The organism is Maribacter sp. 1_MG-2023 (assembly GCF_030547005.1).
Classification (GTDB): Bacteria; Bacteroidota; Bacteroidia; order Flavobacteriales; family Flavobacteriaceae; genus Maribacter.
The window spans coordinates 1-16,307 of sequence record NZ_JAUOPN010000018.1 but is presented as its reverse complement, the minus strand read 5'-3'; the positions used below and the strand labels follow the sequence as shown (position 1 = coordinate 16,307).

Below are 16,307 nucleotides of genomic sequence, written 5' to 3'. Positions count from 1 at the left end.
CTGATTTCATGAAAAGCGATCATATGCAGTACAAAACAAAGGTGTTTGTAATTATCAATATTATTTTTTTAGGGTTTGTATTAAATGCATGGTCTCAAGAAAAGTCTAGCTTAGCATCTCTTTTCACTGAAACCTTTGAGGATTTCCCTAGAAAAGAAGTGAATCTTAGAAAATGGGATGCTCCCGTTGTTGCGGATTTAGATAAAGATGGTTACCCAGATTTAATTCTAAACGATCACGGTCTAGGTATCAGTGTTTGTTGGAATAACAAAGGCAAATTCGCAAAACCTTATGATGTTATCATGGGTGATTTACATGGGGTTGCTATTGGTGATTTCGACTTTGATGGTGTTAACGAAATGGTATTGTCTAGAGGTGGAGGGTCTGGTAGCAACGCACGTAACTCAAAAATGTATAAAATTACTAAGAAGCGAGAGTTTATACCAATGCCAGATTTTAATGTTCCGTTAGAAATGATGAGAGGCAGAACCTTAAAATTTTTTGATGGTGATATGGACGGTGACTTAGATCTGTTGAATTTTGCTTTTCCATCCAAAGAAAAAAAAGGGCAATCTGAAAATTATATTTATGAAAATGATACCCAAGGTCAACTTCTTTTAAAAGCTACTTTGCCCATGATAAAGGCAGATGGACAAAAATCTACCTTAACTGACTTTAATGATGATGGTATTGTAGATATACTTTTATATGGAAACGGCAAGGTTAAAATTTACCAAGGTAATGGTGACTTAACTTTTGTTGAAAAAACGAATGTTCTACCTTTTGATATAGAAGAGGTCACGGCTATAAGTGAAATCGATTTTGATAATGATGGTGATTTTGATTTGATCATGACCAGAGGTAAAGAATTTGAAATCGGTGAAACATTTTTAAACAAGGAAACCCAAACTTGGGGATTTTTCACTAAACGGGGAGATTTTCAATTTCAAGATTTATTCGTTGGTGATGTCTTGAATATGAATAATTTTCAGTCGCAATGGCCATTTAACGATGCATATTATATCGGCGAATCTGCCTATAAATATGAATTTTCAGGAGAAACACACTCTGGAAAAGACATACGTTTGGTGAATAGCAATGCATTAGGTTTTCCAGATGTATTAAATCCAGAAGGTGGTATACATGTTGGGTACGTAGGGAATGATAAGTGGCGTATTGCCGGTAGTACTTTTGCACCAACTACAGGTGCAATAATAGGTGTTAAAGAATATCCTGACTATAAACACCCGAAGGGGCTTTCAGATGTTCTGTTAGAAAATAAAAATGGAAAATTTGTAGATGTAACAAAAAAAGCAAACCTTCTGCTAGAAGACCATACTGTAGGTGTTTCGGTTGCAGATTTTGATAATAATGGATCAGAAGATATACTAGTTATTAGAAGAGGTGAATTGGTCTTTGAAAACAACGTGGTTATCTACTTGAATCAAGGTGATGCTACATTTAAGCAATTAAATTATAATGGAATTTCAACCTCGGATATTGGATCAATGGGTATGGCTGTAGAAGTGTTAGATTATGACTTAGATGGCGATGTTGATGTTGTCATTGGCAATGAGCGAGGTAAATGGCACTTATTTGAGAATTCGGAAATTTCAAAATCTAAAAAAAAATTTATAACTGTTGAGGTAGGTAACGCACCTTCAGGAAAAGCAACGGCATTAGGAGCATTGGTGAGCCTTACTAATTGTAAAAACAAACAGTTAAAAAGAGTAGGGGCTACAGGTTCAGCTTATTCTTCATCTTTTAATTCATTCATACATTTCGGCGTAGGTACTTGTACAAGACCTTTAAAGGTAAATGTAACGTGGACCAATGGAGAAAGTGTTAGCGAAAATCTTCAAATGAATACCAAAGTGTTTATTGGTAAGAAATAAAAAATAAAGTTTTAAAACCTAAAACCTAAAAGCTATAGTATGAAAAGAATAACCTTTTTTGTTTTATTAAATATTCTTCTTTTTAGCTGTAAAGCTCAAGTAGAAAAATCAATAGATGAACCTAGTAAGAAACCTAATATTCTATTTATTGCGATAGATGACCTTCGTCCAGAATTAGGAGCCTATGGGTCAGAAGTTGCCATAACACCTAATATGGATGCACTCGCATCTAAAGGTCTTTTATTCAACAATGCATATTGTCAAGAAGCAATATGTAGTCCCTCTAGGGCTAGTGTTATGACAGGTGCCAGACCAGAGACTATTAAGGTCATTGAGAATTTCTCTTATTTCAGAGACCTAAATCCAGATATCGTAACCTTGCCACAACATTTGCAGACAGAAGGTTATGAGACCGTTTATGCGGGTAAAATATTCCATCCTGGGTATACAGACGAAGAGCTCTCATGGAGTAGAAAAGCATATTCAGGTCCAAATGTAGCAGATATGCCCAAAAGAATAAGAGGCTACGTTCTTCCTGAAAATCAGGAAATGTTTAAAAAGAACCAAGCAGAGGTTATTGCGAAATATGGTGAAAATGCACCAAGAAATGGGTTAGGAAAAGGTCCGGCGTATGAATTTGCAGATGCACCAGATAATACTTACGAAGATGGTCATAATACAGAGTTAGCTATTGAGACCATGAAAGAAATGGCGAAAAACGAAAAGCCCTTTTTCTTAGGGCTAGGGTTTTTAAAACCCCATTTAGAATGGATTGCACCAAAGAAGTATTGGGATTTGTACGAAGGTAAAGATTTGCAAATGACGGATCAACATGAAGGACCAATAAATGGTGCTGCAATGGGTCTTCATGCTTCTTTTGAATTACGCGCAAGAGCAGATATTCCTAATTATGGTGATATAGATGAAGAGCAGGCCAAAAATTTAAAACGCGCTTATTTGGCAACGGTAAGTTATGTGGATGCCCAAATAGGGAAGATGTTAAAAGCTTTGGACGAAGCTGGTTTAAGAGATAATACAATCATTATGCTGTGGAGTGACCACGGTTGGCATTTAGGAGATATGGGTATTTGGGGAAAAGCGACAAACTATGAAATAGCAACTCGGGTGCCATTAATTGTTTCAACACCTAACATGTCAGAAGCTGTACGTGGCACCAAGACTAATGCATTAGTTGAATTAGTGGACATGTACCCAACATTATGCGATCTGGCGGGAGTTTCAATTCCTGAGAGTTTAGAAGGGCAAAGTTTTAAACCTTTATTGTCTGATCCAAACAGAAAGTGGAAAGATGCTGCATTTACACAATTCCCAAGTCCGGCACTTCGAGAATGGGCTGCTAACCCTTTATCTAAAGGAATGAGAGAAACATCTTTTGGTCCTTTGTTAGAAGAGGTTGAGGAAAAAATAATAGCACAGCAAGGCGGTAAATGGGATAGAGACCTTTTCGAGAATCGATTAATGGGTTATTCAATGAGAACGGCAAACTATCGTTTTACCGTTTGGAAAGATTATACCGACCTTGAAGCAGAACCTATATTTTTTGAATTGTACGATCATAAAAAGGATCCAACTGAAACCGTCAATATCGCAAATGATAATCCTAAAATAGTTAAAGAACTTTTGTCCCAGTTCAATAAAGGTTGGGAAGGTAATATCGCTAAATAAACTTCTAATTGTAAATGAATAAATTAACAGACTTGACCGATAGATCTTCCGATCAATGGATTCATATGGGGACGGGAGAAATGAGAACTCCTATCCGAGAAAAAAAGCTTAAAACTGATGTAGTTGTTATCGGTGGTGGTATGGCAGGAATTTGTGCTGCCGTATCAGCAGCTAGAAATGGTTCTAAGGTAATACTTGTTCAAGATAGACCTGTTTTAGGAGGAAATGCATCTAGTGAAATTCGTGTCATTGTTCATGGGGTTACCAAGTTGAAAAGTGGTCTTCCAGAACGGGAAACTGGAATTATTGAGGAAATACTATTATTAAATCGGTTTTATAACGAACAGCATTCTTTTACCGTTTGGGATCATGTTCTATATGATTATGTGACTAGAGAAGCCAACATTACGTTGATGATGAATACCCAGGCAATAAGAGCGGTCACTTCTAAAAATAAAATAGAATCTGCTATCTGTTGGCAGTTGTCTACCGAAACGGTTATCACCATTGATGCAGATATATTTATCGATTGTTCTGGAGACGGACTACTGGCTGCTACCGCGGGAGCGTTCTATAGGACTGGACGTGAAGCTTCTTCTGAATTTGGAGAAAAATATGCGCCTCAAGAAGCTGATGGTTGGCAAATGGGGGCAACCATATTACTTTCTTCAAAAGATATGGGTAAACCGATGGATTTTAAAGCTCCTCCCTATACTATAAAATTTGATGCTGAAAACACACATTCAGATAGAAGGATAATACCCTTTGTAGAAGGTTTTTGGTGGGTAGAAATTGGGAGTAATGATGACATTATTGGTACGGCAGAAATAGATAGGCATCGCCTAATGGGCCACGCCTATGGTGTTTGGGATTATGTTAAGAATTCAGGTAAATTTCCAGAAGCCGATAATTTCGCTTTAGATTGGGTGGGTTCTCTGCCGGGAAGAAGAGAATCTCGTCGTTTTATGGGAGATTATATTCTTTCAGAACCTGACCAAATAGGATTTAAACAATTTAATGATGCGGTTGCATTTGGAGGATGGCCTTTAGATGAACACAATCCCGGTGGCATTGAGAATTTAGCTGAACCGCCTAGTTTTTGGCATGAACATTTTGAGAAAATTTACCAAATTCCTTTTGGTTCTTTATATTCTAAAAACATTTCCAACCTTCTTTTTGCGGGTAGAAACATTAGTCAAACACATGTGGCACTTTCCTCTTCACGGGTTATGGGAACTTGTGCTACTATGGGCCAGGCAGTGGGTACTGCCGCTGCTTTGTGTGTAAAAAAGAATATTAGCCCGAGGGAGTTAAGGGAAAACCATATTGCTACACTCCAAAATCAATTATTGCGGGATGATGCATTTATACCACAACGACCAGCAAACGATAAAATGAACTTAGCTAAAACTGCCAATAGAGTTTTAGCTTCTTCCACTCGTCAAGGAGATGTAAAGTTATTGACCGACGGTGTTTCTAGAGATGAGAATGGTAAAATACATCATTGGCAATCAAACGGACTTTCGGCTGAAGTAATTTTTGAATGGGATAAACCATTACATCTTTCTGCTGTAGAAATGAAATGTGATACCAATGTGAAAAAGAATATCATGATGTTGAAGAACACTCGTGAGAATGAAGCTTATACTACCATAATACCACCAGAACTTTTAAAATCTTTAAAACTGTACCTAATGATTAACGGAAATTGGGTAGAATATGGTGTGGTAAATGAAAATCAAAAGCGTTTAATCAAATTCAATTTTAACACTACGAAAACAACAGCCTTTAAAATTCATATAACCAAGACGTATGGCGTTAAAAACGCAAAATTGTTCGAGGTAAGATGTTATGAATAAACCATTTTAAATTTTATTCAAAATAGATGCAAATAGCAGATTATATTGTAATCATTCTTTATATGGTGGGGGTCGTTGGAGCCGGAATGCTACTTGCGGGAAAAATGAAAAATTCGAAAGATATGTTCGCCGCAGGTGGGCAATCGCCTTGGTGGGTATCAGGACTTTCTGGTTTTATGACTATTTTTTCAGCAGGAACCTTTGTGGTTTGGGGCGGTATAGCCTATCAATATGGTATGGTGGCCGTAGCAATAAATATGTGTTACGGTATTGCTGCAATGCTGGTTGGTTGGTTTCTTGCAGGCTATTGGCGAAAATTAGGTGTTAATTCCGCTTCAGAATTTTTACAATTACGCTTTGGGGGATCTATAGTTCAATTTTACACATGGTTTCAAGGTACTTTTGGCATATTTGCCGTAGGTGGTGCTATATATGCGCTATCTAAAATAGTATGCGCTTTAATGCCTTTGCCCGAAGGGCATCTTTTGTCTGATCCTGTCACTGGTATGCTATCTGTTCCCTTTACCTCTGTTGTTCTGTGTCTCATGGTAATTCTTATTACTTTTTCGGGCGGTTTGTGGGCAGTATTGGTAACCGATGTTCTACAGTTTGTAATACTGGTAATTTCTGTAATTTTTGTGGTGCCACTAATTATAAAGAAAGCAGGTGGTATGGACCTAATTATAGAGAAAGCTCCTGAGGGTTTTATGTCTCCCATTGCTTCAGATTTCACATGGTGGTTTCTTGTAGGTTGGGTAGTCATACATTTTTTTAAAATAGGTGGTGAATGGGCATTTGTTCAGCGTTATACATGCGTGCCAACTGCCAAAGATGCAAAGAAGGCTGCATTTATTTTTGGGGCTATGTACTTAATAAGCCCTATTTTTTGGATGCTTCCTGCACTAGTTTATCGTACTATAGAACCCAATCAAGATGTAGAGCAAGCTTATATTTTGGCTTGTAATTTAGTACTTCCCGCAGGTATGATGGGGCTTATGATTGCCGCTATGGCTTCGGCAACGGCAAGTGCGGCAACTTCTCAACTTAATGTATTTGCTGGTGCTTTTACAACTGAAGTGTATAAAAGGATTTTTAATCAAAATGCATCCGAACAAAAATTAGTCTTTGTTGGACGTATTTTTACTATTCTTTTGGGAGGTATCGTCATTGCAGGTGCATTATTGATACCACGATATGGGTATACGAGTTTTATCATAGATTTAACAACATTGCTGACAGGGCCTCTGGTCTTACCAACTATTTGGGGTTTGTTTTCAAAAAAAATAGGGATAAAAGCCGTTTGGGGAACAACAATAATAGGTTTCATTTCTGCTGTAATTGTTAAGTTTGGACTCACTGAGAATGGTTTTCTTGCAGGCTCAGACTTTCTAGGGCCACTTTCGGATTGGGTAATTGCTAATATGCGTATTGCCGATTTAACCTCTGGAATTCTAGTACCGTTTATTGTTTTGGTAGTGCTAGAGTTCTTTGAAAAAAATGAGCACCCCGGGTGGGCTAGGGTTCAGGAATCTCAACAAAAGTTTTCTAGGATAAAGAGCGTTCAGTCCTCTACAATGCCAGCAAAGATGGTTATGTATGCTCTCGCTATTCTGGCTCTGGTAATGATTGTTCTATCATTCATTAATATGGAAGAAACTAGGATTCTTTTGAGTTTTGCATTCATGTTGATATTTATTTCAAGTGGAATTTATCTCATTATTCGTATATCCGAAAAGGGTAATATTAGTAAGGTGTAAGTTAAAATTATGCTATAATAGTTTTATTGATTTGGTTAGATTGCTGTATTGAATTTGTTCAAATAATTTGAAGAAATCTTAAAGGTTTCTAGTTATATCCTCTAGGCATATGAAACAAAAACAAGAAATAAAATCTTTTTCCAAGATATTAGTTGGGGGGCTTTTTCTTCTTTACTTTTCAGTTGGTTGTAAGCTAAAGGAAAAAGAACTTGATGTGGTTAAGGAGGATATTAAACCAAATATTCTATTTATAGCAATTGATGATCTTAGGCCCGAACTAGGTAGCTATGGTTCTGAAATTGCCATAAGTCCCAATTTAGACAAATTGTCAAGTGAAGGTTTGCAGTTCAATAATGCTTATTGTCAACAAGCTATTTGCGGTCCTTCACGTGCAAGTGTTTTAACAGGTATGAGGCCAGAGAATAGCGGTATCATCCATAACTATATAAAAATAAGAGATCAATTTCCTGATATAGTTACACTGCCACAACACTTTAAGGAAAATGGTTATGAAGCAGTTTATGCCGGAAAAATATTTCATCATGGAGATAAAGATGAAGAAAAATCATGGAGCAGAAAACCAGTTGTACACCCAGATTTTGGAAAACAGGAAATCCTTGGAACAAGCGGTTTTGCTTTACAGGAAAATATAGATAAGAGGGATAAGGTGCGAAAAGAAATGTTCGCGAAATACGGCGATGTAGCAAAGTTTGGCCTAGCTATGGGCCCAGCTTACGAATTTGCAGATGTACCTGATAACACTTATGTTGATGGGTATAATACAGATTTGGCAATTGCAACTATGAAAGATATGGTTGCTAAGGGTGATAAACCTTTTTTCTTAGGCTTAGGAATGAACAAGCCACATCTGAATTGGATTGCCCCAAAAAAGTATTGGGATTTATATAGTCCTGAGGAAATAGAAATCACGAAACAGATTCATGGTCCAGAGAACGGAGCGGCAATGGGTTTACATCCCTCATTTGAGCTTCGTGTGCGTGACGGTATTCCTAAAAAAGGAGACCTAGATCCAAAATTAGAGCGTACACTTATGCATGCATATTTAGCATGTATTAGCTATGTTGATGCACAAATAGGGCGAATGATTAAAGCTTTGGAAGAAGCTGGAGTACGTGACAATACCATTATAATAGTATGGAGCGATCATGGATATCACTTGGGTGATATGGGTATTTGGGGCAAGGCCACCAATTACGAAATTGCAACCCGTGTTCCTATGATGATTTGGACACCGAATATGATAGAAAAGAATCGAGGTAGACAGACAAATGCCCTGATAGAACTGGTTGATATTTACCCAACCTTATGTGAATTGGCTGGATTGGATAAGCCGGATTATCTTGACGGAACCAGTTTTATGCCGCTTATAAAGCAGCCGGATATGCCTTGGAAAACAGCAGCCTTTAGTCAATTTCCTTCCCCCGCATTACGCGAATGGGGCTCTATTCCTTTACGGCAGGGAATGCGTGAAACTTACTTCGGACCTTTATTAAAAGAAGTAGAAGAGCGTATTATAATCCAACAAAAAGAAAAATGGAATAGGGATTTATTCGAAAACAATCTATTTGGCTATGCTATGCGAACAGAACAATACCGTTTGGTTGCTTGGAAAGATAGAACAAAACCTACCAAAGAACCATTGTTCGTGGAACTTTATGATCACAAAACAGATTCAACGGAAAGTGTCAATATCGCTAATGAAAATAAGGATATTGTAGCAGATCTATTGGTGCAGTTAAATAAAGGGCTTCAAGGTAGATTACCAAATTAAGAATGTAAACATTTCTGTATGGAAAGAAGAAAATTTTTCAAGAGAGGAACACAAGGAGCCATCGCAGCAAGTATGATGCCTATAGTAGGCTCTGCGGCGACGACTGCTGATAGTATCAAAATAAATTTACCAGAAAATGGTATTCAAAAGGGTTCAGGCGATTCTGAGCAATGGCATCAGATGGGTAATGGAAAAAGGCCGCATCCTGACAGAAACAAAACGTTGGATTATGAAGTTGTTGTTATCGGTGGCGGTGCGGCCGGAATTTGTGCTGCTGTTGCAGCAGCACGTAATGGCGCTAAAACGGTTTTAGTACAAGATAGACCTGTTCTTGGGGGTAATGCTTCGAGCGAAATTCGTGTGCATTTGAATGGAGTGAACCATTTGCAAGATGGCCTTCCTGAAAGAGAAACTGGCATTATTGAAGAGTTCTTATTGCTTAATAGATTTCAGAATCCACAGGAATCTTTTACCGTTTGGGATCATGTGCTTTATGATTTTGTAACCCGTGAACCTAATTTAGATTTATTGTTGAATACTTCTGCAATGCGGGCCAATACTAAAAATGGAAAAATACTTTCGGCATACTGCTATCAATTAACTACAGAATTGGAATTTACCATTAACGGAAAACAATTTATTGATTGTTCTGGCGATGGTTTATTAGCGGCAACAGCTGGTGCATTATATAGAACAGGACGTGAGGCTGCTGCTGAATTCAATGAAAGGTACGCGCCAAAAGAGGCAGACGGGTGGCAAATGGGAGGTACGGTCTTACTGTCTTCAAAAGATATGGGTAGGCCAATGCCTTTTGAACCACCTTCATTTGTTAGAAAATACGAGACAGAAAAATCACATAAGGGCAGAAAACTAACACCTTTTGTTGAAGGGTTTTGGTGGGTAGAATTAGGAAGCGATGATGATATTATTGCCGATTATGAAGAAAATAGACATAAGTTAATGGGGTATGCATATGGAGTTTGGGATTATGTAAAAAACTCTGGAAAATTCCCTGAATCTGAGAATTATGCTTTGGACTGGGTTTGTTCGTTACCAGGGAAAAGAGAATCGCGCAGATTTATTGGCGATTTTATTCTTTCTGAAGGAGACCTTCTCGAGAACCGTAATTTTGAAGATGCAGTAGCATTTGGTGGTTGGTCTTTAGATGAACATAATCCTGGTGGGATTGAAAATCTATCGGAACCGCCAAGTTATTTCCATGCAAGATTCGCGGAGGTATATCAGATTCCGTTCCGTTCCTTATATTCTAAGAATGTTTCAAATCTTCTTTTTGCAGGCAGAAATATTAGTCAGACTCACATGGCCTTATCCTCATCTAGAATTATGGCAACCTGTGCGCTTGAAGGGCAGGCAGTTGGTACTGCGGCAGCGCTTTGTTTAAAACATGAAGTTATGCCAAAAGGCATTAGCGAAAAATATGTTAATGAATTACAAGAGCAATTAATGCGTGATGATGCTTTCATTCCTAAAAGACCGGCGAATGATCCTAAAGATTTGGCAAAAAAAGCGAGCTTAATTTTTGCGTCCTCAACAACTTCTGGCGACGCAAAACTATTGACAGATGGCATGTCTCGTGATATAGATGGCGAATTTCATCATTGGCAATCCGACGGCTTACCTGCTACGGTACAAATGGAATGGGAAAACCCAATATCGCTTTCTACGATCGAACTTAAATGTGATACTAATGTGAAGCGTAATATTATGATGCGAAAAGACTCTAGCAATGAAGGGATTTATAGAAATAATATTCCAGAAGAACTCATGAAATCTTTAGTATTGGAAGCTCGTGTAAATGGTGAATGGATGAATATTGGCGCCGTTGATAAAAACAAAACCAGATTGGTTAAATTTAAGTTCAACGAGGTAAAGACTACTGCAATACGTATTCAACTTAATGAAACGTATGGTCATAAAAACGGAAAATTATTTGAATTGAGAGCCTACGAAGCCTAATGAAAATAGTTGTGCTACAGATAGCTATGGTTTTTCTTTTCTTTGGATGGTCTATTCCAGAGAAAGCAGTGGTGTGTGAAACAAATTATGTTGTTGAGGTTCTGCACCCTGGAATTGATATGGTAGAAACTGTGGATAAAACTTTAGTTAGATCAACATGCAGTTTAATAGAACCCGCAGAGTTTTATATGGATGTAGAATCGGTAGTTTGTGGAGATTTACAATGTAGAATTGATATAATTCGTATCTACTGGGACGAATTAGGCTTTTACAAACGAATTAAATTGCCAAATGGTGTGGAACTTGAAAAGGCAGAAGGAGCATCGTTTAGTCAGGTTGATTACAAAAAAATGGATAGTATTTTGTCGGATAGAAATTCGAGTCTGAAAGATGTTCAAAAGTATGAGGTCACAGGAAGTGAGACTAGCGAAGGAGTGGATGCATTGGCAGGAGCAACAATAGCTTTAGACACCAAGTCTTATGTAAAAGGAGCAGTTTGGACATGTTACACCTTATGGCATTGGGTTAATGGAAATATTACAACTACTATTAGAGATATAACGGGAGAATCAATGACTTTAAATGCTCTCGTAAATGATTTACAAGAGAACTCTATGACCAAAAAAAAATTTGCCTTAGAGCAATTGATTCGATTGAATTTTCATGAAAGCAAGGTGACCAATGCAGTACTTCAATTAAAATTCCAAGAAAATCTAAAATTACAAAAGCTAATAATAGACTACATAGAGCAACTCCCTAGTGTTGATTATTTTGAAGCTATTGAATGTCTTTTAAAAGGAGAGAATGAAAAAATATCGGTACTTGCCTTACAGTCATTATTGAATACATCAAAAGAACCATCTGAAGATTTTTTAAATACATTAAGCAAACAACTTGTTAGTTCCAATTCTTTTCAACAAATAGATTTGTTCATTAGAATACTAGAGATAAAAGAACTCGTTTCACCTAGCATCAATAAACATATGTTGACAATACTTATGCAATCTGATTTTATACTTGCTAGAAGAGTTTATTGGTTTTTATCAAAGCAAGAATTATCAAAACAAAATAAAAATCAGTTGCAGTTTTTTTATAATAATAATAGTGAAAAACTTTAAACGCCATGTGTGTAAAAAACGGTAGAATCTTAAAAATTAATATATTCGTAATAGTAATATTATTGCTTTTAATAGCATGTAAAGAAAACCAGAAACTTCAAATTACAGAAGAAGTTTCAACTGATAAAAGACCAAATATTATACTGATCGTTGCAGATGATTTAGGGTATGCTGATGTGGGTTTTAATGGCTCAAAAGATATTACTACTCCGCAATTAGACGAACTGGCATCTAACGGTACAATTGCAACTTCTGGTTATGTTGCCCATCCATTTTGTGGTCCTAGTAGGGCAGCATTGTTGACAGGTCGCTACCCGCATACCATTGGTTCACAATTTAATTTACCTGCTAATAGTGAAGTAAATATAGGTAAGGGTATACCATTGCAAGAAACTTTCATGAGTAAAATGCTTCAAAATGCCGGTTATACAACTGGGGCAATTGGTAAATGGCATTTAGGCGCAGTAGCCGATTATCATCCAAATAAAAGAGGTTTTGATGATTTTTATGGATTTTTAGGTGGTGGTCACAAGTATTTTCCAGAGGAATATACAGCAACCTATAATAAGCAAAAAGCTGCAGGGCAAAAAGTTATTTTCGATTATTTAAAACCTTTGGAGCATAATGGGGTAAATGTAGAAAATCCTACAGAGTATCTTACGGATGAGTTATCTAGAAAAGCCGTAGATTTTGTAAAAACTACCAGTACCGACGAAAATCCCTTCTTTTTGTATTTGGCATATAACGCCCCACATGTACCTCTCGAAGCAAAAGCAGAAGATTTAGAATTGTTTAAGCATATTGAAGATAAAGACAGAAGAACCTATGCCGCCATGGTGTATGCAGTTGATAGAGGAGTGGGTGAATTAGTAAAAGCGCTGAAGGCAAAAAAAGAGTATGAGAATACACTTATCGTATTCTTAAGTGATAATGGAGGTAAGCTTTCTAGGGGCGCAAATAATTACCCATTAAGAGAAGGAAAAGGAAGTACTGCTGAAGGCGGTTACCGAGTGCCTATGTTTTTTCATTGGCCAGGTGCAATTACTGCTGGTAAAAAGTTTGATTATCCTATCTCTACATTAGATTTCTATCCTACGTTTGCCACGTTGGCAAACACTTCTATTCCAAAGAACAAAAAATTGGATGGTAAAGATATTTGGCAAAATTTACTTAATGGTAACAACCCGAGAAAAGATGAACCTGTATTTGTTTTAAGACATAGGGAAGGGTATAGCGATGTCGGTGTTAGACAGAATGAATGGAAAGCCTTGAAGACAAATAAAAACGCTTGGAAACTCTTTAATATTGAAAATGATTTAGGGGAGAGTAATGACCTAAGCAAAGAACACCCAGAGCAATTAAAGCAAATGGTTTTAGAGGCTCAGAACTGGAGTAAGACCCATACAGAACCGCAATGGTTCGATCCAGAAGAATTACAAAAAGATTGGGAGGAACAAGAAATGGCAAAGTTCAATGGAACTTTTGAACTGGAAGAAAATTAAATAGTAGTTTGTATTCTATTTTTATACTTGCTATTATTCAATAGTATGAGTCGTCTTAAAATAGGTTGACAGTCTTTAAATAATTAATATTAAACTAGAGAAGCAAGCTTCTCTAGTTTTTGTTAAATGACTTTTTGTTGTTTAAGAATTTGACATCCTCCCGATAAACTGGACAGAATAAAACAAGAGAAAATAGGGCGAATAAATGTTTAACTTTAAATATATTATTTGCTTATGAAACGATCAAAGTATTCAGAGTCGCAGATCGTATTTGGAATCAAACAGGTGGAGACGGGCACCCGTATCCAGGAGGTCTGTCGAAAGATGGGCATCAGCGAGGCCACATTTTATAGTTGGAAGAAGAAATATGGAGGTCTTGAGGTCTCAGAATTACGCTGGTAAAAAAACCTAGAGGAGGAGAATTCCCAGCTTAAAAAGCTTGTTGCGGACCTTAGCCTTAATAAACAGACCCTACAAGATGTACTGATAAAAAGTTCTGAGACCAGTTCGAAAACGTGAGATGGTCTGCAACATACGCATAGAATACAATATCTCCATAAACCGTTGTGCCAGCTTGGTGCTTTTACACAAAACTGTGTTCTATTATAAAGCGCATGGGACGAACGATGAGTTTCTTCTGATGCGTATGAACGAAATAGCTGCCACAAGGGTCAGATATGGTTTTTCGCGGATCTACATACTTTTGAGACGTGAGGATTTCATGGACAACCATAAGCATGTTTACAAGGTTTATTGCGATAAAGGGTTGAACCTCAGTTTTAAGCGGTCCAAAAGAAACCGTTCCGCAGCACAAAGGCAACCAATTGAAGGCAATGCCTACAGTTTACATGATTGCTGGAGTATGGATTTTGTCTCTGACCAGCTTTACAACGGCAGTAGGTTCATGGGCTTGACTGTAGTGGATTATTATAGTAGAAAATGCCTTGCCATTCATGCAGGAAGTTCTTAAAAGGAAGTGATGTAGTACAAGTCATGCATACCACTACCTTTGCGGCGAAGTGCTTCCAAAACGAATAAAAGTGGACAACAGCAGTGAGTTCATAAGTAAGGTATTGGATAAATGGGCCTATGAAAATAAAGTGGAACTCTATTTCTCAAGGCTCGAAGAACCTACCGACAACCCGTTTGTCGAAAGCTTCATAGGTTCGTTAAGGGACGAATGTCTCAATGCTAACTGGTTCTTTTCCCTTGCGGGTACACAGGAAAAGCTCGATATTTGGAGAAAGGATTATAACGGCTTCAGACCTTACAGTTCGTTGGGGGACATGTCCCCCAACGAGTATATCGAAAAGAATCAAAATAGCCTGGATTCTCTATTTTTAACCGGTACATAATATGGGATGAGGTCAGTCTTAGAAAGGTAACTTATTTTTGTGTTGATCTTTCTAGGTGAATTACCTAATTCCTTAAAAAGAGTGAATTGCCAATAGTCACAACAAGTGCTTAATGGATATTTGTATCCGATTAAAGCAAACAAATAAAAATGATTTATGAATAAGGTATTGTCTTTTATTAAAAGAACCATAATTGACGGATTATTTCTAATAATTCCTATTGTTTTGGTGATTTATTTACTAGGAAAAGTGATTGGCATATTTAGAAAAATGGTTGCTCCCTTTGTAGATAGAATTGATATTTCTCTACTAGGATTAGAAACAACCTCTAGAATATTGGCTGTAATCATTTTATTTATTTTGTGTTTTGTCGCAGGTATTTTAGTAAAAATGCAGAAAATTAATCAGTTTAAAGATTGGGTTGAGGTTAATATTCTTTCGAATATCCCTGGTTATACGCTAATGCAGGGAGTGAGTAAGACAGCAGCAGGATTAGATTCTAATAATTTAAAAGAGGTTGTTCTTGTTGATATAGAAGAGGTTTGGCAAGTTGGGTTTTTAATGGAGAAGATTGATGAAGATCTTAATGTTGTATTTATTCCAGGAGCACCAAACCCTATGGCTGGTAATGTGGTAATTGTGAAATTGGATCGATTAAAAAAGTTAAATGTAAAGGGTGTAAATGCTATGAAATTATTTAGAAAATTAGGAGTTGGCTCTAAAACATTTTTAGAGGGTGAATTGAATGAATCCATATTTAATAAAAAATAATTAGGTTTCTAATTGACTTAATTCATGCAAAAGTTATTTCAATTATTTTCTCTTTTCAGTTGATGCTATGTTAATTTGATTATGGTATAGGATGTTGAACCTCGAATATGGTTTTTACCACCTTTTTAAAGCGCATGGTAAAATAAACTCTTTTATTGGTTTCATCTGTATTCCATATTCTATCTATTTATGTGGCGTAAATAAATAAGCATTGCCACCACATTGTGATAAATTGGGTAGGGCTGATCAATTTTTCTTTTAGCTTCATTCCGAAATCAAAAGCTTCTTGAATGGTCATTGATATTTTATCTTGTATCGTGTCTGGCTTGTCTAAATTCTCATTGGGTAAATCAGTAGAAACGACAACATTGTTTTTATCATTTATATTTTTGTATAATTCTATCATATCGGAATAGGGGTCATAACCTTGGTTCAGTAGTCGTAATAAAACTTTTCTATAGATGACCAAAACGGACATTCTATCTTCCTTGGTTTTATATTTATTTGCGTCTCCGTAGTGTAGGCTTCCCTAAAAATAGGACAGTTCATAATTCGAATTTACTAACTTTAAATTCAAACTGTCACGATGAAAAAC

10 protein-coding genes and 1 pseudogene are annotated in these 16,307 nt (G+C 36.8%); 10 read left to right on the top strand and 1 reads right to left on the bottom strand.

What is annotated here, in order from left to right; all coding sequences use genetic code 11:
- Positions 1–8 precede the first annotated feature (8 nt).
- The 10 genes and pseudogenes from Q4500_RS16475 (at position 9) to Q4500_RS16430 (ending at position 15,712) form a co-directional block, all read left to right on the top strand.
- Positions 9–1,895, top strand: a complete 1,887-nt coding sequence (locus Q4500_RS16475) for a CRTAC1 family protein (RefSeq protein ID WP_303600689.1) — start codon at positions 9–11, stop codon at positions 1,893–1,895.
- A gap of 39 nt (positions 1,896–1,934) precedes the next feature.
- A complete protein-coding gene (locus Q4500_RS16470; protein ID WP_303600688.1) occupies positions 1,935–3,581 on the top strand; it encodes a sulfatase in 1,647 nt (548 codons plus the stop codon).
- Positions 3,582–3,595: 14 nt separating this feature from the next.
- Positions 3,596–5,440, top strand: a complete 1,845-nt coding sequence (locus tag Q4500_RS16465) for an FAD-dependent oxidoreductase (RefSeq protein ID WP_303600687.1) — start codon at positions 3,596–3,598, stop codon at positions 5,438–5,440.
- A 26-nt stretch (positions 5,441–5,466) separates the two neighbouring features.
- Positions 5,467–7,197 carry a hypothetical protein gene (locus tag Q4500_RS16460; protein ID WP_303600686.1) on the top strand — a complete coding sequence of 577 codons (1,731 nt, stop codon included), beginning with the start codon at positions 5,467–5,469 and terminating at the stop codon, positions 7,195–7,197.
- A 109-nt stretch (positions 7,198–7,306) separates the two neighbouring features.
- The gene (locus tag Q4500_RS16455; protein ID WP_303600685.1) at positions 7,307–8,989 is read left to right on the top strand and encodes a sulfatase; all 1,683 of its coding nucleotides are present in this window, start codon (positions 7,307–7,309) and stop codon (positions 8,987–8,989) included.
- An 18-nt stretch (positions 8,990–9,007) separates the two neighbouring features.
- Positions 9,008–10,966: an FAD-dependent oxidoreductase gene (locus tag Q4500_RS16450; RefSeq protein ID WP_303600684.1), complete on the top strand. Its 1,959-nt coding sequence runs from the start codon at positions 9,008–9,010 to the stop codon at positions 10,964–10,966.
- Entirely contained in the window at positions 10,966–12,084 is a 1,119-nt protein-coding gene (locus tag Q4500_RS16445) for a hypothetical protein (protein WP_303600683.1), read from the top strand. Before Q4500_RS16450 ends, Q4500_RS16445 begins: the two co-directional genes overlap by 1 nt.
- A gap of 5 nt (positions 12,085–12,089) precedes the next feature.
- Positions 12,090–13,586 (top strand): sulfatase-like hydrolase/transferase, encoded by a 1,497-nt coding sequence (locus Q4500_RS16440; protein ID WP_303600682.1) that lies wholly within the window; start codon positions 12,090–12,092, stop codon positions 13,584–13,586.
- Between the two features lie 234 nt (positions 13,587–13,820).
- A pseudogene (locus tag Q4500_RS16435) lies at positions 13,821–14,941 on the top strand (IS3 family transposase).
- 156 nt (positions 14,942–15,097) lie between these two features.
- Positions 15,098–15,712, top strand: coding sequence for a DUF502 domain-containing protein (locus Q4500_RS16430; protein WP_303600681.1), 615 nt, complete (start codon positions 15,098–15,100; stop codon positions 15,710–15,712).
- 187 nt (positions 15,713–15,899) lie between these two features.
- On the opposite strand, the gene Q4500_RS16425 is transcribed toward Q4500_RS16430, so the two are convergent.
- A complete protein-coding gene (locus Q4500_RS16425; RefSeq protein ID WP_303600680.1) occupies positions 15,900–16,190 on the bottom strand; it encodes a hypothetical protein in 291 nt (96 codons plus the stop codon).
- Between the last annotated feature and the right edge of the window lie 117 nt (positions 16,191–16,307).

What these genes read in the sequence shown, in the direction of transcription:
- Q4500_RS16475 (WP_303600689.1), top strand. Translation starts at nt 9, where the DNA reads ATGAAAAGCGATCATATGCAGTACAAAACAAAGGTGTTTGTAATTATC.
- Q4500_RS16470 (WP_303600688.1), top strand. Translation starts at nt 1,935, where the DNA reads ATGAAAAGAATAACCTTTTTTGTTTTATTAAATATTCTTCTTTTTAGC.
- Q4500_RS16465 (WP_303600687.1), top strand. Translation starts at nt 3,596, where the DNA reads ATGAATAAATTAACAGACTTGACCGATAGATCTTCCGATCAATGGATT.
- Q4500_RS16460 (WP_303600686.1), top strand. Translation starts at nt 5,467, where the DNA reads ATGCAAATAGCAGATTATATTGTAATCATTCTTTATATGGTGGGGGTC.
- Q4500_RS16455 (WP_303600685.1), top strand. Translation starts at nt 7,307, where the DNA reads ATGAAACAAAAACAAGAAATAAAATCTTTTTCCAAGATATTAGTTGGG.
- Q4500_RS16450 (WP_303600684.1), top strand. Translation starts at nt 9,008, where the DNA reads ATGGAAAGAAGAAAATTTTTCAAGAGAGGAACACAAGGAGCCATCGCA.
- Q4500_RS16445 (WP_303600683.1), top strand. Translation starts at nt 10,966, where the DNA reads ATGAAAATAGTTGTGCTACAGATAGCTATGGTTTTTCTTTTCTTTGGA.
- Q4500_RS16440 (WP_303600682.1), top strand. Translation starts at nt 12,090, where the DNA reads ATGTGTGTAAAAAACGGTAGAATCTTAAAAATTAATATATTCGTAATA.
- Q4500_RS16430 (WP_303600681.1), top strand. Translation starts at nt 15,098, where the DNA reads ATGAATAAGGTATTGTCTTTTATTAAAAGAACCATAATTGACGGATTA.
- Q4500_RS16425 (WP_303600680.1), bottom strand. Translation starts at nt 16,190, where the DNA reads ATGTCCGTTTTGGTCATCTATAGAAAAGTTTTATTACGACTACTGAAC.